This window comes from Serratia sp. JUb9, assembly GCF_014298095.1.
Taxonomy (GTDB): Bacteria; Pseudomonadota; Gammaproteobacteria; order Enterobacterales; family Enterobacteriaceae; genus Serratia_B; species Serratia_B rhizosphaerae.
Genome location: NZ_CP060416.1, coordinates 903441 through 929823, shown reverse-complemented (window position 1 = coordinate 929823; position 26383 = coordinate 903441). Strand labels below are relative to the sequence as shown.

The window sequence follows — 26383 nt, the reverse complement described above, 5'->3', positions numbered from 1 at the left end:
AAAAAAAGGGAGCCTGGCGGCTCCCCTGATAGCGCATTAACAGCGTGCGGTTTTTACACGGCGGTCTGGAAAATCACACCGTCGGCTTTCTCCGTATACTGCTCCAGCTGGTTGAAGTTCAGATAGCGGTAAGTGTCGGCCGCGCTCTTATCCACCTGCTCCATATAGGTCTGATACTCGTCCGGCGTTGGTAAGCGCCCCAGCAGCGAAGCCACCGCCGCCAGCTCTGCCGATGCCAGATAAACATTGGCGCCGGTGCCCAGACGGTTCGGGAAGTTACGGGTTGAAGTCGACACCACCGTCGCGCCGTCAGCAACGCGCGCCTGGTTGCCCATGCACAGCGAGCAGCCAGGGATCTCGATACGCGCCCCGCTCTTGCCGAAGACGCTGTAGTAACCTTCTTCGGTCAGTTGGGCCGCATCCATCTTGGTCGGCGGCGCCACCCACAGACGGGTCGGCAGCTGGCCTTTGTGCTGATCCAGCAGCTTGCCCGCCGCACGGAAGTGGCCGATGTTGGTCATGCAGGAACCGATGAACACTTCGTCGATTTTGCTGTTGGCCACGTCGGACAGCAGACGCGCGTCGTCCGGATCGTTTGGCGCACACAGGATCGGCTGGTTGATTTCCGCCAGGTCGATCTCGATCACCGCCGCGTACTCCGCATCGGCGTCGCCTTCCAGCAGCTGCGGATCCGCCAGCCATTTTTCCATGCCCTGAATACGGCGTTCCAGCGTACGACGGTCGCCGTAACCTTCGGAGATCATCCATTTCAGCAGCACGATGTTGGAGTTCAGATACTCTTCGATCGGCGACTTATCCAGCTTGATGGTACAGCCGGCGGCGGAACGTTCGGCGGACGCATCCGCCAGTTCGAAGGCCTGTTCAACCTTCAGTTCCGGCAGGCCTTCAATTTCCAGAATGCGGCCGGAGAAGATGTTTTTCTTGCCTTTCTTCTCAACGGTCAGCAGACCCTGCTGGATCGCATAGTAAGGGATGGCGTGCACCAGGTCGCGCAGCGTGATACCCGGCTGCATTTTGCCTTTGAAGCGCACCAGCACCGACTCCGGCATATCCAGCGGCATCACGCCGGTCGCGGCGGCAAACGCCACCAGACCGGAACCGGCCGGGAAGGAGATGCCGATCGGGAAACGGGTGTGGGAATCGCCGCCGGTGCCGACGGTATCCGGCAGCAGCATGCGGTTCAGCCATGAGTGGATGATGCCGTCGCCCGGACGCAGCGAGACGCCGCCACGGTTCATGATAAAGTCCGGCAGCGTGTGGTGCGTGGTCACGTCAACCGGCTTCGGATAGGCGGCGGTATGACAGAAGGACTGCATCACCAGATCGGCGGAGAAGCCCAGGCAGGCCAGGTCTTTCAGCTCGTCACGGGTCATCGGGCCGGTGGTGTCCTGGGAGCCGACCGAGGTCATCTTCGGTTCGCAGTATTCGCCCGGGCGTACGCCGGCTACGCCGCAGGCGCGGCCAACCATTTTCTGCGCCAGCGAGAAGCCGCGATCGCTTGCCGCAACCGGTTTGGAGATGCGGAATACGTCGGTATTCGGCAGGCCCAGCGACTCGCGCGCCTTGGTGGTCAGGCCGCGGCCGATGATCAACGGGATACGGCCGCCGGCGCGCACTTCGTCCAGCAGCACGTCGGTTTTCAGCTCGAAGCTGGCGATCAGCTCGCCGGTTTCGTGGTTACGCACTTCGCCTTTGTACGGGAAGATGTCGATCACATCGCCCATATTCAGGTCGGAAACGTCCACTTCGATCGGCAGTGCGCCGGCATCTTCCATGGTGTTGAAGAAGATAGGCGCGATTTTACCGCCCAGCACCACGCCGCCGCCACGTTTGTTCGGCACGTGAGGGATGTCGTCGCCCATAAACCACAGCACCGAGTTGGTGGCGGATTTACGGGAAGAGCCGGTGCCGACCACGTCGCCGACGTAAGCCAGCGGGAAGCCTTTTTCGCTCAGCGCTTCAATCTGTTTGATCGGGCCGACGCTGCCCGGCTGATCCGGTACGATGCCGTCACGTTCGTTTTTCAGCATTGCCAGCGCGTGCAGCGGAATATCCGGGCGTGACCAGGCATCCGGCGCCGGAGACAGGTCATCGGTATTGGTTTCACCGGTTACCTTAAAGACGGTAACGGTGAGTTTTTCCGCCAGTTCCGGACGGGACAGGTACCATTCGGCATCGGCCCATGACTGCATGATTTGCTTGGCGTAGGCGTTGCCCGCTTTGGCCTTCTCTTCCACGTCGTAGAAGTTGTCAAACATCAGCAGGGTATGAGACAGCGCTTTGGCGGCGATAGGCGCCAGCTTGTCATCGTCCAGCGCTTCAATCAGCGGATGAATATTGTAACCGCCCTGCATGGTGCCCAGCAGTTCAACGGCTTTTTCCGGAGTAATCAGGGGGGAGGTGGCTTCGCCTTTGGCGATGGCTGCCAGGAAACCTGCTTTGACGTAGGCGGCTTCGTCGACGCCTGGTGGAACACGGTTAATCAGCAGGTCTAACAGGAATTCTTCTTCGCCTTGCGGCGGATTCTTTAATGATTCGACCAGCGCTGCCATTTGTGATGCATCTAATGGCTTAGGGACGATGCCCTCTGCAGCACGCTCGGCCACGTGCTTACGGTATTCTTCTAGCACGACTTTCTCCTCGCTCTCATTGTCATTTATTGTGCCTGGCGTCCATACCTTGCGTCGCTGAAACGGCAGCGCTGTCGGCTGCAGCCTCTGAGACTCCGGATTTGTTATCAAAGCCGGGTTTTTTAGCGCACGGCGATATTACGAGGCACTGCTGTCGATGTCCTGGACTGTAAGGTACAGTGCCCGGTTCCGCCCAGCCAGCATATCAGGATTTGAATCGGTTGTTAATTCGTTCACATAAAAGCAACATTAAATCTTTGCTGAATCGTTGAGCACAGAGTAATCGGCTGCAATGCAGGCAGGACAAGGCGGTCGGGCGCATCGTAATAGCCACACTATTACAATAACTATTGTTTGAACAGCGGAAAAAACGCCGGAGACAAAAACAAAAAAACCGCCGTTAAGGCGGTTCCTTTGTTCCGTACGGCGTTAGCAGGCACCGGACGGAATACTTACATCGTAAAGTACGATACAAGCGCCACAAAGCAGAGACATTCTGCGCAATCACGCTTAAAAAATCAACAAAAAGAATGTGGAAAACATGATTCCACGTTACTATCTCACCGGGTCTGTTCTGCCGGTTTAGCAGCCGGTCACCGGGCTTGAGGACAGTTCTGCCACAACTGCGATGCGAGCGTCACAAAGCGCTTGTTCCACCGGGATTTTCCCGGTGAAGTCGCGGTGGTCGTGGTTCCACAGGGATCGCGCAATGAAAAGGAGTTCGTTATTTATCCTGCTCATTGTACTGGGCGCGGCGTTTGGGGTTGATAAAGGCGGTTGGTCGGTCAACGGCAACAGCCTGACGCTGAACGTGATAGTCCAGAACAAGTAAGCTACTGGCCGCTCTCTGAGCGGCCTTTTAGCGGCGTCATAAAAAACGGCCCCTTCTCAGGAGCCGCTTATCAACCGTTTAAGCCGGAAAAATTACTTTTTCTTGGCCTTCGGGTTAGGCAGGTCGGTAATGCTGCCTTCAAACATCTCAGCCGCCATACCTACCGATTCGTGCAGGGTTGGGTGAGCGTGGATGGTCAGCGCGATATCTTCCGCATCACAACCCATCTCGATAGCCAGACCGATCTCACCCAGCAGCTCGCCGCCGTTGGTGCCGACAATCGCCCCACCGATAACACGGTGAGTCTCTTTGTCGAAGATCAGTTTGGTCATGCCGTCTGCACAGTCGGAAGCGATAGCACGGCCGGACGCCGCCCACGGGAAGGTGGCGGTTTCATAGCTGATGCCTTTCTCTTTCGCTTCTTTCTCGGTCAGACCTACCCATGCCACTTCCGGCTCGGTATACGCGATGGATGGAATCACTTTCGGATCGAAGTAGTGCTTCAGACCGGAGATAACTTCCGCCGCCACGTGGCCTTCATGCACGCCTTTGTGCGCCAGCATCGGCTGACCGACGATATCGCCGATGGCGAAGATGTTCGGTACGTTGGTGCGCATCTGCTTGTCAACGTTGATAAAGCCGCGCTCATCAACCGCCACGCCCGCTTTGTCGGCATCCAGCAGTTTACCGTTCGGCACACGGCCGATAGCCACCAGCACCGCGTCATAACGCTGTGGTTCCGCAGGCGCTTTTTTGCCTTCCATCGTGACGTAGATACCATCTTCTTTGGCTTCTACCGCGGTCACTTTGGTTTCCAGCATCAGGTTGAACTGCTTGCTGATACGCTTGGTGAACACCTTCACCACGTCTTTATCAGCCGCCGGGATCACCTGATCGAACATTTCCACCACGTCAATCTGAGAACCCAGCGCGTGGTAGACGGTGCCCATTTCCAGACCGATGATACCGCCGCCCATCACCAGCATACGCTCTGGGACAGTTTTCAGCTCCAGCGCATCGGTGGAATCCCACACGCGTGGGTCATCATGAGGGATAAATGGCAGTTGGATTGGACGAGAACCTGCGGCAATGATGGCGTTATCGAAGTTGATGGTGGTCGGACCGTTTTCGCCTTCAACAACCAGGGTGTTAGCGCCGGTAAATTTGCCCAGACCGTTAACCACTTTAACTTTACGGCCTTTAGCCATACCCGCCAGACCGCCGGTCAGCTGAGTGATGACTTTCTCTTTCCAGGTACGGATCTTGTTGATGTCGGTTTTCGGCTCACCGAAAACGATGCCGTGTTCAGCCAGTGCTTTGGCTTCTTCAATCACTTTGGCAACGTGCAACAGTGCTTTGGAAGGGATACATCCCACGTTCAGGCAAACCCCGCCCAGCGTGGAATAACGTTCAACCAGAACGGTTTCAAGACCTAAGTCAGCGCAACGAAAGGCAGCAGAGTAGCCTGCTGGGCCCGCCCCAAGTACCACGACCTGAGTTTTTATTTCAGTACTCATCATGACCTCTTAATTTATTGTCCGGCGGGTCAGACGTCATTTTTATACCCGTCATCTTTCACCTTGCCGCGTTGTTGGCTTCATTCGCTCACCCCAGTCACTTACTTCAGTAAGCTCCTGGAAATTCAAGAAGTTGCCGCCTAGCTGCCATGTGAAATCTATAGGGTATATTTTTAATCGAATTCATAACGCCCTTCATCCACCGGGACGCTTACACCGCGAGCAGTTTACAGAATTGTTAATAATCTGCAAAGCATGTTCGAAGTGACCCGTGTCTCAACAATCTTGTCGAATCATGCAAAAACCGACAAAACTGCTACCGAAGCGATAAGGGCGCAGCATGCTGCGCCCTTTTTTCCTTACATCACCAGACGGCGAATGTCAGACAGCATATTGTTGATGATGGTGATAAAGCGTGCGCCATCGGCACCGTCAATCACACGGTGGTCGAAGGAGAGCGACATCGGCATCATCAGACGCGGCGTGAACTCTTTACCGTTCCAGACCGGCTCCATCGCCGACTTGGAGACGCCCAGGATAGCCACTTCCGGCGCGTTGACGATCGGCGCGAAGTGGGTTGTCCCGATACCGCCCAGGCTGGAGATGGTGAAGCAACCGCCCTGCATTTCGCCGGCGGTCAGTTTACCGTCGCGCGCTTTCTTGGAGATCGCCATCAGTTCGCGGGACAGCTCAGTGATGCCTTTTTTGTTAACATCCTTGAACACCGGAACCACCAGGCCGTTCGGCGTATCTACCGCCACGCCGATGTTGATGTACTTCTTCAGCGTCAGCTTCTGGCCGTCTTCAGACAGTGAACTGTTGAAGCGAGGCATCTGCTCCAGCGCTGCGGCAACTGCTTTCATGATGAACACCACCGGGGTGAACTTCACGTCCAGCTTGCGCTTGGCGGCTTCTTCGTTCTGCTGCTTGCGGAACGCTTCCAGCTCGGTGATATCGGTTTTATCGAAGTGCGTAACGTGCGGGATCATCACCCAGTTACGGCTCAGGTTGGCGCCAGAAATCTTCTGGATGCGGCCCATTTCCACTTCTTCGATCTCGCCGAACTTGCTGAAGTCCACTTTCGGCCATGGCAGCATGCCCGGCAGACCACCGCCGGCTGCGGCAGCCGGTGCGGACTCGGCGCGTTTCACCGCGTCCTTCACGTAGGCCTGAACGTCTTCACGCAGGATACGGCCTTTACGACCTGTACCTTTAACCTTCGCCAGATTAACGCCGAATTCGCGCGCCAGACGGCGGATAACCGGCGTCGCATGCACGTAGGCATCGTTTTCGGTGAATTCGTTTTTACCTTCCGCTTTCGCGGCCGGCACGGCGGCTTTGCTTTCCTGCTGAGCCGGAGCCGGCGCAGGTGCAGGTGCAGCGGCGCTGGCTGCCGGGGCTGCGCCTTCTACCTCGAACACCATAATCAGCGAGCCGGTTTTCACTTTATCGCCGGTGCTGACTTTGATCTCTTTGACGGTGCCGGCGAACGGCGCAGGCACTTCCATCGAAGCCTTGTCGCCTTCCACGGTGATCAGCGACTGTTCGGCGGCGATTTTATCGCCCACTTTCACCATCACTTCGGTCACTTCCACTTCGTCGCCGCCGATATCCGGCACGGCCACGTCTTTCGCTGCGGAAGCCGCCGGCGCAGCGGCCGCCGGTGCCGCCGCCTGAGCAGGTGCTGCGGCCGGCGCGGCGCCTGCTACTTCGAACACCATAATCAGCGAGCCGGTTTTTACTTTATCGCCGGTGTTGATTTTGATCTCTTTCACGGTGCCGGCGAACGGCGCAGGCACTTCCATGGAAGCCTTATCGCCCTCCACGGTGATCAGCGACTGTTCTTCCGTCACGGTGTCGCCCACTTTCACCATGATCTCGGTGACTTCCACTTCGTCGTCGCCGATATCCGGAACCTGAACGTCTTTTGCCGCCGCAGCAGCAGGCGCCGCTGCCGGAGCCGCCGCTTCCTGCTTCGCTTCCTGAGCAGGCGCTGCAGCCGCTGCGCCCTCTGCTTCGAAGATCATGATCAGTTTGCCGGTTTCGGTTTTATCGCCGACCGCAACCTTGATTTCTTTCACCACGCCGGCCTGCGGCGATGGCACTTCCATCGACGCCTTGTCGCCTTCTACGGTGATCAGCGACTGCTCTGCGTCGACCTTATCGCCGACCTTCACCAGAATCTCGGTGATTTCGACTTCATCTGCACCGATGTCCGGTACTTTGATTTCAATAGACATTATTCTTTACCTCTTAGGCCAGACGCGGGTTTACTTTATCGGCATCGATATCGAATTTGGCGATCGCCTCGGCAACCACTTTCTTATCGATTTCGCCGCGTTTAGCCAGCTCGCCCAGAGCAGCAACCACCACGTAAGATGCATCCACTTCGAAGTGGTGACGCAGGTTCTCACGGCTGTCGGAACGACCGAAGCCATCGGTGCCCAGTACGCGATAATCGCTGGCCGGGATAAAGTTGCGGATCTGCTCGGCGAACAGTTTCATGTAGTCGGTAGACGCTACCGCCGGCGCATCGCTCAGCACCTGAGCAACGTAAGGTACGCGTGGCTCTTCGGTCGGGTGCAGCATGTTCCAGCGTTCGCAGTCCTGGCCGTCGCGCGCCAGTTCGGTGAACGAGGTCACGCTGAACACGTCGGAACCAACGCCGTAGTCGTTCGCCAGGATCTGTGCCGCTTCGCGCACGTGACGCAGGATCGCGCCGGAGCCCATCAGCTGTACCTTGCCTTTGCTGCCTTCCAGCGTTTCCAGCTTGTAGATACCCTTGCGGATGCCTTCCTCGGCGCCCTGCGGCATCGCCGGCATATGGTAGTTTTCGTTCAGCGTGGTCAGGTAGTAGTAAACGTTCTCCTGCGCTTCGCCGTACATACGCACCAGACCGTCATGCATGATGACCGCCACTTCATAGGCATATGCCGGATCGTAGGAAATACAGTTCGGGATGGTCAGCGACTGAATGTGGCTGTGGCCGTCTTCGTGCTGCAGACCTTCGCCGTTCAGCGTGGTACGGCCGGAGGTGCCGCCGACCAGGAAGCCGCGCGCCTGTTGGTCGCCCGCTGCCCAGCACAGATCGCCGATACGCTGGAAGCCGAACATCGAGTAGTAGATGTAGAACGGAATCATCGGCAGGTCGTTGGTGCTGTAAGAGGTCGCAGCCGCCAGCCAGGACGCGCCGGCGCCCAGTTCGTTGATCCCTTCCTGCAGAATCTGACCTTTCTCGTCTTCTTTGTAGTAAGCCACCTGCTCACGGTCCTGCGGGGTGTACTGCTGGCCGTTCGGGCTGTAGATACCGATCTGACGGAACAGACCTTCCATACCGAAGGTACGTGCTTCATCGGCGATGATCGGCACCAGACGATCTTTGATCGACTTGTTCTTCAGCATCACGTTCAGGGCGCGCACAAAGGCGATGGTGGTGGAGATCTCTTTGTTCTGCTCTTCCAGCAGCGGGCCGAAGTCTTCCAGAGAAGGCAGTTCCAGCTTCTCGCTGAAGTGAGGCTGACGGCTCGGCAGGTAGCCTTCCAGCTTCTCGCGGCGCTCGTGCAGGTATTTGTACTCTTCGGAATCTTTCTCGAAGGTGACGTACGGCAGTTTTTCGATGTCAGCATCGGCAACCGGCACGTTGAAACGATCGCGGAAGTGGTGCACCCCTTCCATGTTCATTTTCTTCACCTGGTGAGCAATGTTCTTGCCTTCCGCGGTGTCGCCCATGCCGTAACCTTTGATGGTGTGGGCCAGGATAACGGTAGGCTTGCCTTTGGTCTCCTGCGCTTTTTTCAGCGCGGCAAAGACTTTCTTCGGATCGTGACCGCCACGGTTCAGCGCCCAGATCTGCTCGTCGCTCCAGTCGGCAACCAGCGCGGCGGTTTCCGGATAACGGCCGAAGAAGTGCTCGCGCACGTAGGCGCCGTCTTTGGATTTGAAGGTCTGGTAGTCGCCGTCCAGGGTTTCGTTCATCAGCTGAACCAGTTTACCGCTGGTGTCTTTACGCAGCAGCTCGTCCCAGCGGCCGCCCCAGATCACTTTCAGCACCTGCCAGCCTGCGCCGGAGAAGATGCCGTCCAGTTCGTTGATGATTTTGCCGTTGCCGGTTACCGGGCCGTCCAGACGCTGCAGGTTGCAGTTGATGACGAACACCAGGTTGTCCAGTTTTTCACGGGTGGCGATGGTGATGGCGCCTTTGGATTCCGGCTCATCCATTTCACCGTCGCCCAGGAAGGCGTATACGGTCTGTGCGGAGGTGTCTTTCAAGCCGCGGTGTTCCAGATATTTCAGGAATTTAGCCTGGTAGATGGCGCTCAGCGGGCCAAGGCCCATGGACACGGTCGGGAACTGCCAGAATTCCGGCATCAGTTTTGGATGCGGATAAGAGGACAGGCCGTTGCCGTGAACTTCCTGACGGAAGTTGTTCATTTGCTCTTCGGTCAGGCGGCCTTCAAGGAAGGCGCGTGCGTAAACGCCCGGAGAGATGTGGCCCTGGAAGTACACCAGATCGCCGCCATCTTTCGCGTTGCGTGCGCGGAAGAAATGGTTAAAGCAGACTTCATAGAAGGTCGCGGAAGACTGGAAGGAAGCCATGTGGCCGCCCAGCTCCAGGTCTTTCTTGGAAGCACGCAGAACGGTCATCACGGCGTTCCAGCGGATCGCGCTGCGGATGCGGCGTTCCAGATCCAGGTTACCCGGATATTCAGGCTCGTCTTCCACCGCGATGGTGTTGATGTAGTCGTTAGCAGCGGAACCGGCCGCTACATTAACGCCGCCTTTGCGGGCTTCACCCAATACCTGATCAATCAGAAACTGAGCTCGCTCAACACCCTCTTCACGGATGACCGATTCGATCGCCTGCAGCCAGTCGCGGGTTTCGATCGGATCCACGTCATTGTTTAAACGTTCTGACATGGTGGTATTCCTTATCTGTCTAATGGTTTATTTGGAGCCTGTCTTCCTGCGCTCTGCAGCAAAGCGCACGAAGACAGGCTCATCAGTTTAGTTGCCGCTAAAGTACTTAATTAAGCACTGCGAGCTTTATCCCTGATATTGGGCTGGTGTTACCCCAAGACGGGAACCGCTCTTACTCCTTGCGTTGCTGGAGCCGCCGTAGCGATCTCTCACGACGGGTATGCTCCCGGCTGAGATCCAGCAAGATTTCCTCAATAAACGCCAAGTGGCGGTGAGAGGCTTCGCGGGCCTTTTCCGGCTCGCGCGCCACTATCGCCTCAAAAATCCCGGCGCGGTGGCTGCTCACTTTCGCCAACATCTCACGGCGCGAGTAGAGCAATTCAAAGTTCTGTCGGACGTTCTGTTCCAGCATCGGCCCCATGCAGCGTAGCAAATGCAGCAACACAACGTTGTGCGCCGCCTCGGTAACGGCAATTTGATACTGCATGACCGCGTCGGCTTCAGCGTCCAGATCGCCGCTGTCCTGCGCCTGCTGAATCACGATATGGCAATCGCGGATGCGCGCCAGATCTTCGTCGGTGCCGCGCAGGGCCGCGTAATAGGCGGCGATGCCTTCGAGCGCATGACGGGTTTCGAGCAGATCGAACTGTGATTCAGGGTGATCGGCCAGCAGTTCAGCCAGCGGATCGCTGAAGCTTTGCCAGAGGTTGGTTTGCACAAAAGTTCCCCCGCCCTGACGGCGCAACAGCAGCCCCTTTGCTTCCAGGCGCTGGATTGCCTCTCTCAGAGAAGGGCGGGAAACGTCAAACTGTTTCGCCAGTTCGCGCTCTGGAGGCAACTTCTCTCCTGGGCGCAGCGTACCCTCGAGTATCAGGTATTCGAGCTGCTGCTCGATAACGTCTGACAGCTTGGGCTGGCGGATTTTGCTATAGGCCATGGGTGATTTCTTCTCTGCGAATAGCGCGGAGTCAATTGGTAATACCAATTTCACAAACGTGACGGTAAAGTAACAAAGTATTCACCTCCTGTCCATATGGCCGCCTGCCGAAATCCGTGCGGCCCGCACGTTTTACTACCTGAAATACGCCCCCGCCGCTGCTGGCTACTCTTAAGTGGTAATACCATTTACAAAGCTTTACCCAGACGCCGTCGCCACCTTATGTGACACAGGTCACATTCCATCATTTAGGCTCGCCGTTCCCCCTCCAGAGTGAACCGTCAATGCCAGAGATTTATTGCATGTTTATGACGCTTTGGTGAATAGCTATGACCATAAAGGGTTAGTTACGGGAGGGAAACGGCAAGATGAGACATCGGTTGGAGGTAAGAACAATCTTTTTGCGAATTATGTGATTTATTGCTTATTTCATGCACGCAACAGCCGTTCTCATCACACAATCCGCATTTTGTTGCCTAAACTGCTGAAATCTTAATCACCACCAAAACAAAGGAGATGCAAACTTTTTCACATAACATTATTCTTCATGAAACGGTAGCGGCGCCGTTTAATTAATACCTACAACGCCGTAAACAAAAACATACACACATCGTAATCACACTTTTACAACGTGTGAGCATTTGCAACGACAGAGGGTAAACACTGATGGATGGTCAACAACAGGGCGACCAACTGAAACGCGGGCTGAAGAACCGCCATATTCAGCTTATCGCCTTAGGCGGCGCAATCGGCACCGGGCTATTTCTGGGCATCGCGCAAACAATAAAAATGGCCGGGCCGTCAGTTATCCTGGGCTACGCTATCGGCGGCTTTATCGCCTTTTTAATTATGCGCCAGCTGGGTGAAATGGTGGTTGAAGAGCCGGTCGCCGGCTCGTTCAGCCATTTTGCCTACAAATACTGGGGCAACTTTGCCGGCTTCGCCTCCGGCTGGAACTACTGGGTGCTGTATGTGCTGGTGGCGATGGCCGAACTGACGGCGGTCGGCATCTATGTACAGTACTGGTGGCCGGAGATCCCCACCTGGGTCTCCGCCGCGGTGTTCTTCCTGGCGATCAACGCCATCAACCTTGCCAACGTCAAGGTATATGGCGAACTGGAGTTCTGGTTCGCCATTATCAAGGTGGTGGCGATTATCGGCATGATCGTCTTTGGCGCCTACCTGCTGCTGAGCGGCATGGGCGGCCCGGAGGCCACGGTCAGCAACCTGTGGGCGCAGGGCGGCTTCTTCCCGAACGACGTCAGCGGGCTGGTGATGGCGATGGCGGTGATCATGTTCTCCTTCGGCGGCCTGGAGCTGGTCGGCATCACCGCCGCCGAGGCGGATAATCCGGCCAAAAGCATTCCCAAAGCCACCAATCAGGTGATCTACCGCATCCTGATCTTCTATATTGGCTCGCTGACGATTCTGCTCTCCCTCTACCCGTGGGGCAAAGTGGTGGAAGGCGGCAGCCCGTTCGTACTGATCTTCCACGCGCTGAACAGCAACCTGGTGGCAACGGTGCTGAATATCGTGGTGCTGACGGCGGCGCTGTCGGTGTATAACAGCTGCGTCTACTGCAACAGCCGCATGCTGTACGGCCTGGCGCAGCAGGGTAACGGACCGAAAAGCCTGCTGAAAGTGGACGGGCGCGGCGTGCCGATCGTCGCTATCGGCGTCTCGGCGCTGGCGACCGCATTCTGCGTGCTGATTAACTATCTGCTGCCGGGGCGCGCGTTTGAACTGCTGATGGCGCTGGTCGTGTCCGCGCTGGTGATCAACTGGGCGATGATCAGCCTGGCCCACCTGAAATTCCGCGCGGCAAAACGCCGTGAAGGCGTGGAGCCGAAGTTCAAGGCGTTCTGGTACCCGCTGAGCAATTACCTGTGCCTGCTGTTTATGGCCGGTATTCTGGTGATTATGTATCTGACGCCGGGCATTCGCATTTCCGTGCTGCTGATCCCGCTCTGGGTGGCGGTGCTGGCGATTGGCTACGCCATCAAGCAGCGCAGCCAGCGGGCGCTCGGCAGCGCCACGCGCTGATTTCATCTCTGCCGCAGGCCCGCCACGGCGGGCCTGTTTCATATCACGCCTTTTCCCGCCCGCTACGCCTGCTTACGCAGCGCGCCCCAGACTTTCATCACTTCGGCAATAGCTCCCTGAAAGGTCGCTACGTCAACACCATCCCGAGCTGACGTTGAGATGCCCAGCAAAAAACTGTTGAATACGGTCGCCAGCGCCCGGGCGTCGGTGCTCGCCGTCAGCTCGCCGGCGGCAATGGCACGTTCGACGCAGCGGATAAATCCGGCATACGTTCGCGCACGCGATTCCGCCAGCGGTTTGGCCACGTCGGCATGCGCGGGCGTCGGCGCACTCATGACGCCGAAAGCAACCATACACCCCTTCGGATGCCCCGGCTCACACTGCATGGTCGTCGACTGACGCAGCGCCAGTTCAACGGCCTCTCTCGGCGCCAGCGCGTCGTCCCAAAGACAATCCGTCACACGCGCATAGCTTTCCAGATAACACTGCACCGCCTCGTTGAACAGCGCCTCTTTCGACCCGAAAGCCGCATAGAAACTCGGGGCGGAAATACCACCTCCAATGCTCGCCTTTAGCTGGCTGAGCGAGGTTGATTCATAGCCCTGCTCCCAGAACAGGTGCATCGCTTGTTCGATGGCCTGCTGGCGGTCAAAGCTGCGGGGACGTCCCATTTGCGCCATCGCTGACTCCTTATCTTTTACGACATATATACTAATCGATATATAATTTATTGACAACGCAGCGACGATGATGATTACATTTATACCAATCGGTATATATATCGATATGCTTCAGACGCCGGCGGCACCAAGCGACGCCGGAACCTTCTCATCGTCGAAAGGATCTTTTGCGTGAATCACTCATCCACTCAGGCGACATCGGCCACCGCCGCCCGCCTGCCCGTCGCCGCCCTGCTGGCTTTGGCCATGACGGGATTTATCTGTATCGTGACCGAAACGCTGCCTGCAGGCCTGCTACCGCAAATCAGTCAGGGACTCGGCGTCAATCCGGCGCTGACCGGGCAAATGGTGACGGCATATGCGCTGGGCTCACTGCTGGCCGCCATCCCGCTGACGATTGCAACACGCAGTTGGCGGCGGCGTAACGTCCTGCTGCTGACTATCATCGGCTTCCTTCTCTTCAACTCAGCCACCGCGCTATCTACCCACTATGCCGTCACGCTGGTCGCCCGCTTCTTTGCCGGCGTCGCCGCAGGGCTGGCCTGGAGCCTGCTGGCCGGCTACGCCCGGCGGATGGTCGCGCCTTATCAGCAAGGACGCGCCCTTGCCATCGCCATGGTGGGAACCCCAATCGCTCTCTCTCTGGGGGTGCCTCTGGGGACCTTCATGGGATCGACAATCGGCTGGCGCAGCGCATTCTGGATCATGTCGGCCCTGACGCTGCTGCTGATCGTCTGGGTATACGCCAAAGTCCCCGATTACCCCGGCCAGTCCGCCCATCAACACATGCCGCTGCGCCGGGTCTTCACCACGCCCGGTGTACGCCCGGTATTGGCAGTGGTAATCACCTGGATGCTTGCGCACAACATTCTCTATACCTATATCGCTCCGTTTATCGCGCCGGCGGGAATGGCTGACCGAACCGATCTGGTGCTGTTCGCCTTCGGCGCAGCGGCGCTCGCCGGCATCTGGATCACCGGCCGGCTGGTGGAGCGCCACCTGCGCGCCACGGTACTGGCCAGTCTCGCCGCCTTCGCGCTCACCGCGTTCGCCTTCGGCGTCGGTGCGCAAGATCCCGCCGTGATTTATCTGGGGGTGATCGTATGGGGCATCACGTTCGGCGGTGCGGCAACCCTGTTGCAAACCGCGCTGGCCGATGCGGCGGGAGACGGCGCTGACGTGGCGCTCTCCATGAATGTGGTGGCCTGGAACTCGGCGATCGCCGGCGGCGGCGTGATCGGCGGCATGCTGCTTGATACCTGGGAGGCCAGCGTTTTCCCCTGGGCATTGCTGATCCTGCTGGCCGTTGCGTTCGCCATCGCCTGGTCGTCCCGTGAATACGCTTTCAAACCGGGGCATCGTCTCGGCAGTTCCCATATCGTGAGCCACTGAATGCCCACGCCATCCTGAAAAAACACGGCTCACGCCGTGTTCTCTTCTATGGGCCACCGGCTTCTGCCGTCCCTTCTCCGGGTCAAGTTTGCTAACAAGCTCACACTTCTTCCGCCATGGCAGGTTTGTCCAGCTCTATAACCATCAGCTCCTGACCAGACAGCGTCGGACAAGACAATAATCATGATCATTGAGTCTGATCCTGTCAGCACGGAGAAAATGTCCATGAAGAGCAATGCCCTTTCGATAAAAGAAAAGATCGGTTACGGCATGGGGGACGCCGGGTGCAATATGATTGGCGGCGCCATCATGCTGTTCCTCAACTATTTTTACACCGACATCTTTGGCCTGACGCCGGCGCTGGTAGGCATTCTGCTGCTGTCGGTGCGGGTGCTGGACGCGGTCACCGATCCGATTATGGGCGCCATCGCCGACCGCACCCAAAGCCGCTGGGGGCGCTTCCGCCCCTGGCTGCTGTGGATCTCCCTGCCCTATGTGCTGTTCAGCGTGCTGATGTTCACCACCCCCGAGTGGAGCTATAACAGCAAGGTGGTCTATGCCTTCGCCACCTATTTTCTGATGTCGCTGACCTATACCGCCATCAACATTCCTTACTGCTCGCTGGGCGGCGTCATCACCGCCGACCCGCACGAGCGGGTCTCCTGCCAGTCGTACCGCTTTATCATGGTCGGCATCGCCACCCTGCTGCTGTCGCTGACGCTGCTGCCGCTGGCCGACTGGTTCGGCGGCGACAACAAGGCGCGCGGTTATCAGATGGCAATGGGCGTGCTGGCTTTGGTGGCGCTGTTTATGTTTCTGTTCTGCTTCGCGACGGTCAAAGAGCGTATCCGCCCGGCGGTGCCGACCAACGACGCGCTGAAAGCCGACCTGCGAGACGTCTGGAAAAACGATCAGTGGGTGCGCATTCTGCTGCTGACCTTCTGCAACGTCTGCCCCGGCTTTATCCGCATGGCGGCCACCATGTACTACGTCACCTATGTGATGCAACAGTCATCGTCTTTCGCCAGCCTGTTCATCGCGCTCGGCGTGGTCGGGATGATGATCGGCAGCGCGCTGGCCAAACCGCTCACCGACCGCTTTTGCAAACTTCAGGTATTCTTCTGGACTAATATCGCGCTGGCGCTGTTCTCCTGCGCCTTCTATTTCCTCAACCCGCAGCTGACCTGGACCATCGTGGTGGCCTATTTCCTGCTGAATATCCTGCACCAAATCCCGTCGCCGCTGCACTGGTCTCTGATGGCCGACGTTGATGACTACGGCGAATGGAAAACCGGCAAACGCATCACCGGCATCAGCTTTTCCGGTAATCTGTTCTTCCTGAAGGTGGGGCTGGCGGTGGCCGGCGCGATGGTCGGCTTCCTGATGTCGCTGTCCGGCTACCAGGCGGACGCCGCCAGCCAGAGCGCCGGCGCGCTTAACTGCATCGTCCTGCTGTTTACCGTCATTCCCGGTATCGGCTACCTGATCACCGCCGGCGTGGTGCGGCTGCTGAAAGTGGACCGCGACCTGATGCGGCAAATCCAAAGCGATCTGGCCAAGCGCCGCGCCAACTACCAGGAATTGGCCGACTACCGTGAGCGCCAGCTTGAAACCCGGCACAGCTAAGAGAGAAAACGATGAAAATCTATCCCAACCCGCTGATTACGCAACGCGCCGATCCCTTTATCCTGCGCCACAGCGACGGCAACTACTACTTTATCGCGTCGGTGCCGGAGTACGACCGGTTGGAGCTGCGCCGCGCCACCAGCCTGACAGGTCTGGCGCAGGCCACGCCGCACGTCGTCTGGCGCAAACCGGCCAGCGGGCCGATGAGCGCCCTGATCTGGGCGCCGGAGCTGCATGTGATCGACGGCGTCTGGTATATCTACTTCGCCGCCGCCCACAGCCCGGAGATTAAGGACGGTCTGTTTCAGCACCGCATGTTCGCACTGGCTTGCAGCGACGCCGATCCGCTCACCGGCGAATGGCAGGAGAAAGGACGCATTCACAGCCATCTCGACAGCTTCTCCCTTGACGCCACCTACTTTAACCACCGCGGCAGGCATTACTATCTGTGGGCGCAAAAAGATCCGGCCATACGCGGTAACTCCAACCTGTATCTGGCGGAAATGACCAACCCGTGGACGCTGCAAGGGGAACCGGTGATGCTCAGCAAGCCGGAACTGCCCTGGGAGACGCGGGGTTTTTGGGTGAACGAAGGGCCGGCGGTGATCCGCCACGGGCAGCGGATTTTCATCAGCTACTCCGCCAGCGCCACCGACGAGAATTACTGTCTCGGGCTGCTGTGGGCGGATATCGACGCCGACCTGACCGACCCGGCACAATGGCATAAGTCGCCGCAGCCGGTGTTTCGCACCAGTTACGACAACCGCCAGTACGGCCCCGGTCACAACAGCTTTACCCAGGATGAGGACAACAACGACGTGCTGGTGTACCACGCACGCAACTACACCGAAATTGACGGCGATCCGCTGTACGACCCTAACCGGCATACGCGCATCAAAACCCTGTCCTGGGATGAACAGGGCATGCCGCTGTTTGGCGAACCACCGGCGGATAATCAGTGATGCCGCCTTCCGCCGTTACGGCGCGGTGACTAAAATGACGCCGTGACAGGTTACAATATTCATAATGATTCCCTTCTTTTGTAGTCGGCGCCGTTTCATAAGCGGCTCCGGCTTACCCTAACGCTGTTGGCATATGCCTATAGCCAAAACAGGTGATCAATATGACGACAGGTATTGTGATTGCCGCCGCCGGACGCAGTGAACGCTTTATCCGGGCCGGCGGCAGCGGAAACAAACTGAATGCGCCCCTGGGCGAACGCACTCTGTTCGCCCAGACGCTGCAGCAGGCGCAGGCCAGCGGCCTGCCGCTGGTCGTGGTGACCCGGCCGGACAATCAGCCCGTACGCCGGCACTGCGCAGCACATCACGTCGAGACGGTATTGCTGGACAGCCGCGGGCTGGGGGAATCCATCGCCGCCGGCGTGGCGGCCCGTCCGCAGTGGGACGGCTGGCTGATCCATCTGGCGGATATGCCCTTTGTGCCTGCTGAAATATTCAGGCAAACCGCAGCGGCGCTACAAAAATATGCGATCGCCCGCCCCTGCGTTAACGGGCGCCCGGGGCATCCCGTCGGCTTTTCCGCTACGCTGCGCAACGCGCTGTGCGCCCTGCGCGGCGATGACGGTGGACGTTCCGTGCTGTTTGACCAGGAAGTGCACCTGATTTCAGTTGATAACCCGGGCATCGTACAGGATATTGATCTTCCCTCTCAGTTAGCGGACAGCGAGTAGCTCCATGCAACATCTCGATATCACCGTCGTCGGTCAGGCCATGTCCTGGCTGCAACAGCAGCCGGTCTGGCTGTGCACCGTGCTGACCACCTACGGCTCTTCGCCGCGATCGCCCGGCGCGCTGATGGCGGCCGGCGCCGATGGCCGCTACTGCGGCTCGCTCTCCGGCGGCTGCGTGGAGGAGGATTTTCTGCAGCGCATCGCCGCCGGCGACTATCAGGCGGCCAGCCAGGTGGTGCGCTACGGCGAAGGCGGCCTGACGCCGAACGTGGCGCTGCCCTGCGGCGGCGTACTGGAGGTGCTGATTGAGTACCTGCCGGCCGGTGAACATAGCATTCACTACCTGGCGCAGATGGCTGCGGCGCTGGACGGCCATCACGCGTTGCTCAAACGCCTGACGCTGCCGCACGCCTGCACCGTGCTGGAAGAAACTCCCTTTGCCAGCGCAACGCAGGTTGAACGCCGCGGTGAGGAGATCGTCCTGCATATCGCCGCCGCGCCGCGCCTGCTGATCGCCGGCCTGTCCAGCGTGGCGCTGTACTGCGCCGACTTCGCCGCCGCGCTGGGTTTTGAAGTGTTGGTGTGTGAAAACCGTCCCGAGGCGCTGGAGAACTTCGCCGCCCAGTTAACGCCGTCGGTCACGCTGGTGCGGCAATTTCCGGCCAAATTTATTGAAGAAGGCGGCTGCCACGGCAATACCGCCGTGGTCGCACTGACCCACGACCCGCGTATGGACGATCTGACGCTGATGGAAGCTATTCATACCCCGGCGTTTTATATCGGCGCGATGGGTTCCCACCAGAACAGCGCCCGCCGTCGCCAGCGGCTGCAAAACATTGCCGAATTTAATCCGCAGCAGCTAAGCCGCATTCACGCGCCGATTGGCCTGCCGCTGGGCAGCAAAACCCCGGCGGAAATCGCTCTGGCGGTCATGGCTGATATTGTGAAACAAAAAAATATCCGTCCTTCCTCGGACTGAGCCCCTCTCTCATGGCATAATTTCTCCTGAACCGGGCGGGGAGCGCTTCCCCCTGGTTGATTTGGGAGCGCGTCTGCCCCCCCAAATTGAAAACGATTACAATAAAAGTACCGTAATATGACCGCCTATGGCTGGCTATAGTGGCTTTTATCTTTATTTACTAGGCGATTGGAATCCTCTCAAAAGCCCCCACTGATGTAAGCGATTACATTAATGTGATCCGGCGCACTTTTAACCATCATCATGATCAATAACATTATCCCCCAAAGCCACTCGGCGTTTTACATCCCCCTTTTGGAGGCGTTATGAGTACCGTAACAACCACAGGCAAAAGCCGGTCAAATGCCCAAATGACTTTCTTTGTCTGTTTCCTCGCCGCACTGGCGGGTCTGCTCTTCGGCCTGGATATCGGCGTTATCGCCGGTGCGCTGCCGTTTATTACCAATGAGTTCCAGATCACCGCGCACCAACAGGAGTGGGTGGTCAGTTCCATGATGTTCGGCGCGGCGGTCGGCGCGGTCGGCAGCGGCTGGCTCTCCTATCGGCTGGGGCGTAAATACAGCCTGATGATCGGCGCCGTGCTGTTTGTCATCGGATCGCTGTGTTCCGCCTTCACCCCTAACGTCGAAGTGCTGGTGGTTTCCCGTGTTCTGCTGGGGCTGGCCGTCGGCATCGCCTCGTTCACCGCGCCGTTGTACCTGTCGGAAATCGCGCCGGAGCGCATCCGCGGCAGTATGATTTCCATGTACCAGCTGATGATCACCATCGGTATTCTGGCGGCCTATCTGTCGGATACTGCGTTCAGCTACAGCGGCGCCTGGCGCTGGATGCTGGGCGTCATCACCATCCCGGCGCTGCTACTGCTGATCGGCGTGTTCTTCCTGCCGCGCAGCCCGCGCTGGCTGGCTTCACGCGGCCGGCATGAAGAGGCACGCCAAGTGCTGGACATGCTGCGCGACACCACCGAACAGGCCAAGGCGGAAATGGATGAAATCCGCGAAAGCCTGAAGATCAAACAGGGCGGCTGGTCGCTGTTTAAAGACAACAAGAATTTCCGCCGCGCGGTATATCTCGGCATTCTGCTGCAAGTTATGCAGCAGTTCACCGGTATGAACGTCATCATGTATTACGCGCCGAAAATCTTCGATCTGGCCGGCTTCGCCAGCACCGCGCAGCAAATGTGGGGCACGGTGATCGTCGGTCTGGTCAACGTGCTGGCGACCTTTATCGCCATCGGGCTGGTTGACCGCTGGGGCCGCAAGCCGACGCTGAAACTGGGCTTCCTGGTGATGGCGGTCGGTATGGGCGTACTCGGCACCATGATGAACATCGGCATCGCCAGCACCGCCGCACAGTACTTCGCCGTCCTGATGCTGCTGATGTTTATCGTCGGCTTCGCCATGAGCGCCGGCCCGCTGATTTGGGTGCTTTGCTCGGAAATTCAGCCGCTGAAAGGCCGCGATTTCGGCATCACCTGCTCCACGGCGGTGAACTGGATCGCCAATATGATTGTCGGCGCCACCTTCCTGACCATGCTGAACAGCCTGGGCAGTGCACACACCTTCTGGGTATACGCCGCACTGAACCTGCTGTTTATCGTACTGACCATCGTGCTGATTCCGGAAACCAAAAACATTTCTCTGGAACAGATCGAGCGTAATCTGATGTCCGGCAAAGCGCTGCGCGATATCGGCTCACGCTAAAACAGATAAGGGCGCGACATCCGCCGCGCCCTTATGGGAAACCTTATCCGGGGATGGGCGCGCAGCCCGTCCCCGTTTTTATTTCAGCCGCGTTATTTCACGCAGCGGGTGCACTGAGAGCTCTGGATCTTCTGGAAGAAGTCATTGCCCTTGTCATCCACCAGGATAAACGCCGGGAAATCTTCCACTTCAATTTTCCAGATGGCTTCCATCCCCAGTTCCGGGTACTCCACACACTCCAGACTCTTGATGCTCTGCTGCGCCAGCACCGCCGCCGGGCCGCCGATGCTGCCAAGATAGAAGCCGCCGTGTTTGTTACAGGCGTCGGTCACCTGCTGGCTACGGTTGCCTTTCGCCAGCATAATCATGCTGCCGCCGTGGGACTGCAGCAGATCCACGTAGGAGTCCATCCGCCCGGCGGTGGTCGGCCCCAGAGAACCGGAAGCATAGCCGTCCGGCGTTTTGGCCGGGCCAGCATAGTAAATCGGGTGGTCTTTCACATACTGCGGCAGCCCTTCACCGCGCTCCAGACGCTCTTTCAGCTTGGCGTGCGCGATATCACGGCCGACGATGATGGTGCCGCTCAGCGACAGGCGCGTGGACACCGGATATTGCGACAGCTGCTTGAGGATCTCGGCCATCGGACGGTTCAGATCCACCTTCACCGCTTCCCCTTCGCCCGCCTGACGCAGTTCCTGTGGAATATAGCGGCCCGGATTATGCTCCAGTTTCTCCAGCCAGATGCCGTCGCGGTTGATTTTCGCCTTGATATTGCGGTCTGCGGAGCAGGATACGCCCATGCCGACCGGGCACGACGCACCGTGACGCGGCAGGCGGATCACGCGGATATCGTGCGCGAAATATTTACCGCCGAACTGCGCGCCCAGCCCCAGATTCTGCGCTTCTTTCAGCAATTCTTCTTCCAGCGCCACATCGCGGAACGCCTGACCGTGCTCATTGCCTTCGGTCGGCAGGCCGTCGTAATACTTGGTGGAAGCCAGCTTGACCGTTTTCAGCGTCGCTTCGGCGGAGGTGCCGCCAATCACAAAGGCCACGTGGTACGGCGGGCAGGCCGCGGTGCCCAGGGTGCGCATCTTGTCCACCAGGTAATCTTTCAGTTTACCCGGCGACAGCAGCGCCTTGGTTTCCTGGTACAGATAGGTTTTGTTCGCGGAACCGCCGCCCTTGGCGATACACAGGAATTTGTATTCGTCGCCGTCGACGCTGTAGAGGTCGATCTGCGCCGGCAGGTTACTGCCTGTATTCACCTCTTTATACATATCCAGCGCGGCGTTCTGCGAGTAGCGCAGGTTGTCTTCGATATAGGTGTTGTACACCCCGCGCGACAGCGCTGCTTCATCGCCGCCGCCGGTCCAGACGCGCTGGCCTTTTTTACCGACGATGATCGCGGTGCCGGTATCCTGGCAGGTCGGCAAAATACCCTTGGCGGCGATTTCTGAGTTACGCAGAAATTGCAGCGCAACGTACTTATCGTTTTCACTGGCTTCCGGGTCGGCAAGGATATCGGCGACCTGCTGCTGGTGCGCCGGGCGCAACATAAATGAGGCGTCGTGGAAGGCGTGCTGGGCAAGGAGGGTCAGGGCTTCCGGTGCAACTTTCAGGACTTCCTGCCCTTCAAATTCTGCGACGGAAACGTGGTCGCGGCTTAGCAGATAGTATTCGGTATCGTCTTTCTTCAGTGGAAACGGATCTTGATAATGGAACGGTTTATTCGACATTTATCTCTCACTTGCAACAATTAGCTGCGTTAAATTCACACTTTCAGCGCATGACTCGGGTCGCTGCGTCAAAAAAACTCACCACACCTTACTTATTTTTAGGTAGCCGGTTATTGCGCTAAATCGCAAAACGCCCCTGAATCGCGGGTGCAACGCCGTTTGAGCTTTTTCGACCACGTCCTGTGAGAACTGCGGGTACAGACTTATCTGGCACGTTTTATTATCCCGCAGTTAACACCTTGATTACAATCCGCACCGCCCGATCGGCTTATCATTGTGGTGAAAAAAGCACGTAAGCCTACATAAACCGATACGCTTTTTTCATCCTGAGGCATATTGCCAGCCCCGCGCGCCGCGTCTATGCTAGCGGCGATGAACAAAATCAGAATCCCTATCGCACTGCAACAAGCAGTGATGCGCTGCCTGCGGGAAAAACTGCAGCTGGCCCGGCAACATTTTGCCGAAGAATTTCCGGAACCCAAGGTCGTTTACCAGCAGCGCGGCACCAGCGCCGGCACCGCCTGGCTGCAAGACTGGGAGATCCGCCTTAACCCGGTGCTGCTGATGGAAAACAAGCAGTCGTTTATTGATGAAGTCGTGCCGCACGAACTGGCGCACCTGCTGGTATTCCGCCGTTTCGGTCAGGCGGCAGCGCCGCACGGCCGCGAATGGCGCTGGATGATGGAAGAAGTGCTGCAGACGCCGGCCAGCCGCACCCATCAATTCGGCATCGCCTCGGTGCAGAGCAAAACCTTCCCTTACCAGTGCCGCTGCCAGCTGCATCAGCTGACGGTGCGTCGCCATAACCGCATCCAGCGCGGCGAAAGCGAGTACCGCTGCCGCCGTTGCGGCGAAAAACTGGTCTTCTCCGCCGGCGAAACGCGCGAACTGCGCGATTGAGACTTTTCGCCATTCCTCACCTCGCTTCCGGCCGCCGCTTTCCGCCAGCGGCCGGCACGGCTCGCTATGCATAACGCCGGCAAGTCTGCCGGATAAACAAATAATTAGCCTGATTTGCCACTGCCTGCGACTTCCGCTACCCTGCGTGCTTTTCTGATTTTGAGCTGTTTTGGAATATGCTTCGCAAAATTTTGTTCGCAATGGTTTTCATTTCTGGCGCGGTTAACGCGCATGGCATCAACAACTTCTCCCAGGCCAAAGCGGCAGCGGTCAAAATCAATCAGGACGCCCCCGGCAGCTTCTACTGCGGCTGCCAAATTCAGTGGCACGGCAAGAAAGGCATCCCCGACCTCCACGGCTGCGGCTTTCAGCCGCGTAAAAATGCCCAGCGCGCCGGCCGAATCGAATGGGAACACGTGGTGCCAGCCTGGCAGTTCGGCCACCAGCTGCAGTGCTGGCGCGACGGCGGGCGTAAAAACTGCAACAAGGATCCGGCATACCGCAAAATCGAAACCGATCTGCACAACCTGCAGCCGGCGATCGGCGAAGTGAACGGCGACCGTAGTAACTTTATGTACAGCCAGTGGCGCGGCGGTGAAGGCCAATACGGCCAGTGTCCGATGAAGGTCGACTTCAAACACAAACAGGCGGAACCGCCGGCCCGCGCCCGCGGCGCCATCGCCCGCACCTATTTCTATATGCGCGATCGCTACCGGCTGCGTCTGTCACGCCAGCAGACCCGGCTGTTTGAGGTGTGGAACCGTCAGTACCCGGTCAGCGACTGGGAATGTCGTCGCGAGGCACGCATCGCTAAGGTACAGGGAAACCATAACCCGTATATTCAGCAGGCTTGCCAGCAGCGCAAAAGCTAAATAGTCTGCATAGAGCAGCGGCAACGGCGCCGCTGCCGCTCGGCCGCCTTTGGGTATATACTCTTGGTCTTTCAGGACGCAGCGCTTCGGCTGCGAATTTCGTCAGGATTAGAACGTCATTATGCGCATACCTCGCATCTATCACCCGGAACCGCTGAGTTCCCATTCAGAAGTCGCCCTGAGCGAAGACGCGGCCAACCATGTCGGGCGCGTGTTGCGCATGAGCTCGGGCCAGGCGCTGCAGCTGTTTGACGGCAGCAACCAGGTGTTCGACGCTGAAATCACCCAGGCGGATAAAAAAAGCGTACGGGTGCGCACCGGCGACGGCCGGCTGGAAGATCGCGAATCGCCGCTGAACCTGCATCTCGGCCAGGTCATCTCACGCGGCGACAAAATGGAGTTCACCATCCAGAAGTCCATCGAGCTGGGAGCGAATACCATTACGCCGCTGTTTTCCGAACGCTGCGGCGTCTCGCTGTCCGGCGAACGCCTGGCAAAGAAACTCCAGCAGTGGCAAAAAATCGCCATCGCCGCCTGCGAACAGTGCGGCCGCAACCGTATTCCGCTAGTCCGCCCGGCCATGGCGCTGGAAGCCTGGTGCGCCGAGCAGGATGACAGCCTGAAACTGAATCTGCATCCGCGCGCCAGCCACAGTATCAATACGCTGCCGCTGCCGGTTAACCACGTCCGCCTGCTGATCGGGCCGGAAGGCGGCCTGTCCGCCGATGAAATAGCAATGACCTCCGGGCATGGATTTACCGATATCCTGCTGGGGCCACGCGTTCTGCGTACCGAAACTACCGCGCTCACCGCAATTACCGCCCTCCAGGTGCGTTTCGGCGATCTGGGTTAAAGGAGAAAGAACAATGATTAAGCTCGGCATAGTGATGGACCCCATCTCATCCATCAACATCAAGAAAGACACCAGCTTCGCCATGCTGCTGGAAGCACAGCGCCGCGGCTGGGAGCTGCACTATATGGAGATGGACGATCTCTATCTGCATGCCGGCGATGGCCGCGCCCGCACGCGCGTACTGAGCGTCAAGGAAGACAAAGAGTCTTGGTTCAGCTTCGGCGCCGAGCAGGATCTGGCGCTGCAGGAACTGGACGTGATCCTGATGCGTAAGGATCCGCCGTTTGATACCGAATATATTTACGCGACCTATATTCTGGAGCGTGCAGAGGTCAAAGGCACGCTGGTCGTCAACAAACCGCAGAGCCTGCGCGACTGCAACGAAAAACTGTTCACCGCCTGGTTCCCGGAGCTGACGCCGGATACGCTGGTCAGCCGCAGCGCCGCGCACATCCGCAAGTTCCACCAGCAGCACGGCGACATTATCCTCAAGCCGCTGGACGGCATGGGCGGCGCATCGATTTTCCGCGTTAAGCAGGAGGACCCGAACCTGTCGGTGATTATCGAAACGCTGACCGAACACGGCAGCCGTTTCTGCATGGCGCAAAACTTCCTGCCGGCAATTAAAGAAGGCGACAAACGCATTCTGGTGGTCGACGGCGAACCGGTGCCTTACTGCCTGGCGCGTATTCCGGCGCAGGGGGAAACCCGCGGCAATCTGGCCGCCGGCGGCCGCGGCGAAGCACGCCCGCTGAGCGAAAGCGACTGGCAGATCGCCCGTACCGTCGCGCCGACGCTGAAAGAAAAAGGCCTGGTGTTCGTCGGCCTGGACGTGATCGGCGACCGCCTGACCGAAATCAACGTCACCAGTCCAACCTGCGTGCGTGAAATCGAAGCAGCCTTCCCGATCTCCATCACCGGTATGTTGATGGATGCTATCGAAAAACGTCTGGCTACGCGTTAAGCTGACGGGCAGCGCGGCGTTATCGCCCGCGCTGCCGATTTCGCGTCGTTTGCGCCCTGATTGGTGCGACAGCGCCACTATCCAC

The 26383-nt window shown here is 58.3% G+C and carries 19 protein-coding genes; 12 read left to right on the top strand and 7 right to left on the bottom strand.

Annotation, left to right across the window (positions count from 1 at the left end; genetic code table 11):
- Nucleotides 1-53 precede the first annotated feature (53 nt).
- Complete coding sequence (acnB, locus tag HF675_RS04390; RefSeq protein WP_105232484.1) at nt 54-2651, bottom strand: bifunctional aconitate hydratase 2/2-methylisocitrate dehydratase; 2598 nt, start codon at nt 2649-2651, stop codon at nt 54-56.
- Between the two features lie 709 nt (nt 2652-3360).
- Between acnB and HF675_RS23760 the strand changes: the two genes are divergently transcribed.
- A complete protein-coding gene (locus tag HF675_RS23760) occupies nt 3361-3483 on the top strand; it encodes a hypothetical protein (protein WP_255265501.1) in 123 nt (40 codons plus the stop codon).
- A 92-nt stretch (nt 3484-3575) separates the two neighbouring features.
- On the opposite strand, the gene lpdA is transcribed toward HF675_RS23760, so the two are convergent.
- From lpdA to pdhR, 4 genes are all read right to left on the bottom strand, one after another.
- Entirely contained in the window at nt 3576-5000 is a 1425-nt protein-coding gene (gene lpdA / locus HF675_RS04385) for a dihydrolipoyl dehydrogenase (RefSeq protein ID WP_105232485.1), read from the bottom strand.
- A 359-nt stretch (nt 5001-5359) separates the two neighbouring features.
- Nucleotides 5360-7240, bottom strand: coding sequence for a pyruvate dehydrogenase complex dihydrolipoyllysine-residue acetyltransferase (aceF, locus tag HF675_RS04380; RefSeq protein WP_187044138.1), 1881 nt, complete (start codon nt 7238-7240; stop codon nt 5360-5362).
- A gap of 13 nt (nt 7241-7253) precedes the next feature.
- Nucleotides 7254-9917 carry a pyruvate dehydrogenase (acetyl-transferring), homodimeric type gene (aceE, locus tag HF675_RS04375; RefSeq protein ID WP_105232487.1) on the bottom strand — a complete coding sequence of 888 codons (2664 nt, stop codon included), beginning with the start codon at nt 9915-9917 and terminating at the stop codon, nt 7254-7256.
- Nucleotides 9918-10089: 172 nt separating this feature from the next.
- Complete coding sequence (gene pdhR / locus HF675_RS04370; RefSeq protein ID WP_015673774.1) at nt 10090-10854, bottom strand: pyruvate dehydrogenase complex transcriptional repressor PdhR; 765 nt, start codon at nt 10852-10854, stop codon at nt 10090-10092.
- A 666-nt stretch (nt 10855-11520) separates the two neighbouring features.
- On the opposite strand from pdhR, the gene HF675_RS04365 reads away from it, so the two are divergent.
- Nucleotides 11521-12897, top strand: coding sequence for an amino acid permease (locus tag HF675_RS04365; protein WP_105232488.1), 1377 nt, complete (start codon nt 11521-11523; stop codon nt 12895-12897).
- 62 nt (nt 12898-12959) lie between these two features.
- Here the strand turns inward: HF675_RS04365 and HF675_RS04360 are convergent, their stop codons facing one another.
- Complete coding sequence (locus HF675_RS04360) at nt 12960-13577, bottom strand: TetR/AcrR family transcriptional regulator (protein ID WP_187044137.1); 618 nt, start codon at nt 13575-13577, stop codon at nt 12960-12962.
- Between the two features lie 171 nt (nt 13578-13748).
- On the opposite strand from HF675_RS04360, the gene HF675_RS04355 reads away from it, so the two are divergent.
- The 6 genes from HF675_RS04355 to HF675_RS04330 all read left to right on the top strand — a co-directional run bounded on the left by HF675_RS04355 (nt 13749) and on the right by HF675_RS04330 (nt 20970).
- Nucleotides 13749-14969, top strand: a complete 1221-nt coding sequence (locus tag HF675_RS04355; RefSeq protein ID WP_111736497.1) for an MFS transporter — start codon at nt 13749-13751, stop codon at nt 14967-14969.
- Nucleotides 14970-15194: 225 nt separating this feature from the next.
- Entirely contained in the window at nt 15195-16595 is a 1401-nt protein-coding gene (locus HF675_RS04350; RefSeq protein ID WP_105232491.1) for a glycoside-pentoside-hexuronide (GPH):cation symporter, read from the top strand.
- Nucleotides 16596-16606: 11 nt separating this feature from the next.
- The gene (locus HF675_RS04345; protein ID WP_187044136.1) at nt 16607-17557 is read left to right on the top strand and encodes a family 43 glycosylhydrolase; all 951 of its coding nucleotides are present in this window, start codon (nt 16607-16609) and stop codon (nt 17555-17557) included.
- A gap of 161 nt (nt 17558-17718) precedes the next feature.
- Nucleotides 17719-18288, top strand: coding sequence for an NTP transferase domain-containing protein (locus HF675_RS04340; RefSeq protein WP_105232493.1), 570 nt, complete (start codon nt 17719-17721; stop codon nt 18286-18288).
- Nucleotides 18289-18292: 4 nt separating this feature from the next.
- The gene (locus HF675_RS04335; protein ID WP_187044135.1) at nt 18293-19267 is read left to right on the top strand and encodes an XdhC family protein; all 975 of its coding nucleotides are present in this window, start codon (nt 18293-18295) and stop codon (nt 19265-19267) included.
- Between the two features lie 305 nt (nt 19268-19572).
- A complete protein-coding gene (locus HF675_RS04330; RefSeq protein ID WP_187044134.1) occupies nt 19573-20970 on the top strand; it encodes a sugar porter family MFS transporter in 1398 nt (465 codons plus the stop codon).
- A gap of 92 nt (nt 20971-21062) precedes the next feature.
- Here the strand turns inward: HF675_RS04330 and fumA are convergent, their stop codons facing one another.
- Nucleotides 21063-22709, bottom strand: a complete 1647-nt coding sequence (gene fumA / locus HF675_RS04325; protein WP_015673783.1) for a class I fumarate hydratase FumA — start codon at nt 22707-22709, stop codon at nt 21063-21065.
- Between the two features lie 372 nt (nt 22710-23081).
- On the opposite strand from fumA, the gene HF675_RS04320 reads away from it, so the two are divergent.
- The 4 genes from HF675_RS04320 (at nt 23082) to gshB (ending at nt 26298) form a co-directional block, all read left to right on the top strand.
- A complete protein-coding gene (locus HF675_RS04320) occupies nt 23082-23609 on the top strand; it encodes a SprT family zinc-dependent metalloprotease (RefSeq protein WP_105232496.1) in 528 nt (175 codons plus the stop codon).
- A 176-nt stretch (nt 23610-23785) separates the two neighbouring features.
- Nucleotides 23786-24481: a deoxyribonuclease I gene (gene endA / locus HF675_RS04315; protein ID WP_105232497.1), complete on the top strand. Its 696-nt coding sequence runs from the start codon at nt 23786-23788 to the stop codon at nt 24479-24481.
- Between the two features lie 121 nt (nt 24482-24602).
- The gene (gene rsmE / locus HF675_RS04310) at nt 24603-25334 is read left to right on the top strand and encodes a 16S rRNA (uracil(1498)-N(3))-methyltransferase (protein WP_111736492.1); all 732 of its coding nucleotides are present in this window, start codon (nt 24603-24605) and stop codon (nt 25332-25334) included.
- A gap of 13 nt (nt 25335-25347) precedes the next feature.
- Nucleotides 25348-26298, top strand: a complete 951-nt coding sequence (gshB, locus tag HF675_RS04305) for a glutathione synthase (protein ID WP_111736491.1) — start codon at nt 25348-25350, stop codon at nt 26296-26298.
- Nucleotides 26299-26383: the final 85 nt, after the last annotated feature.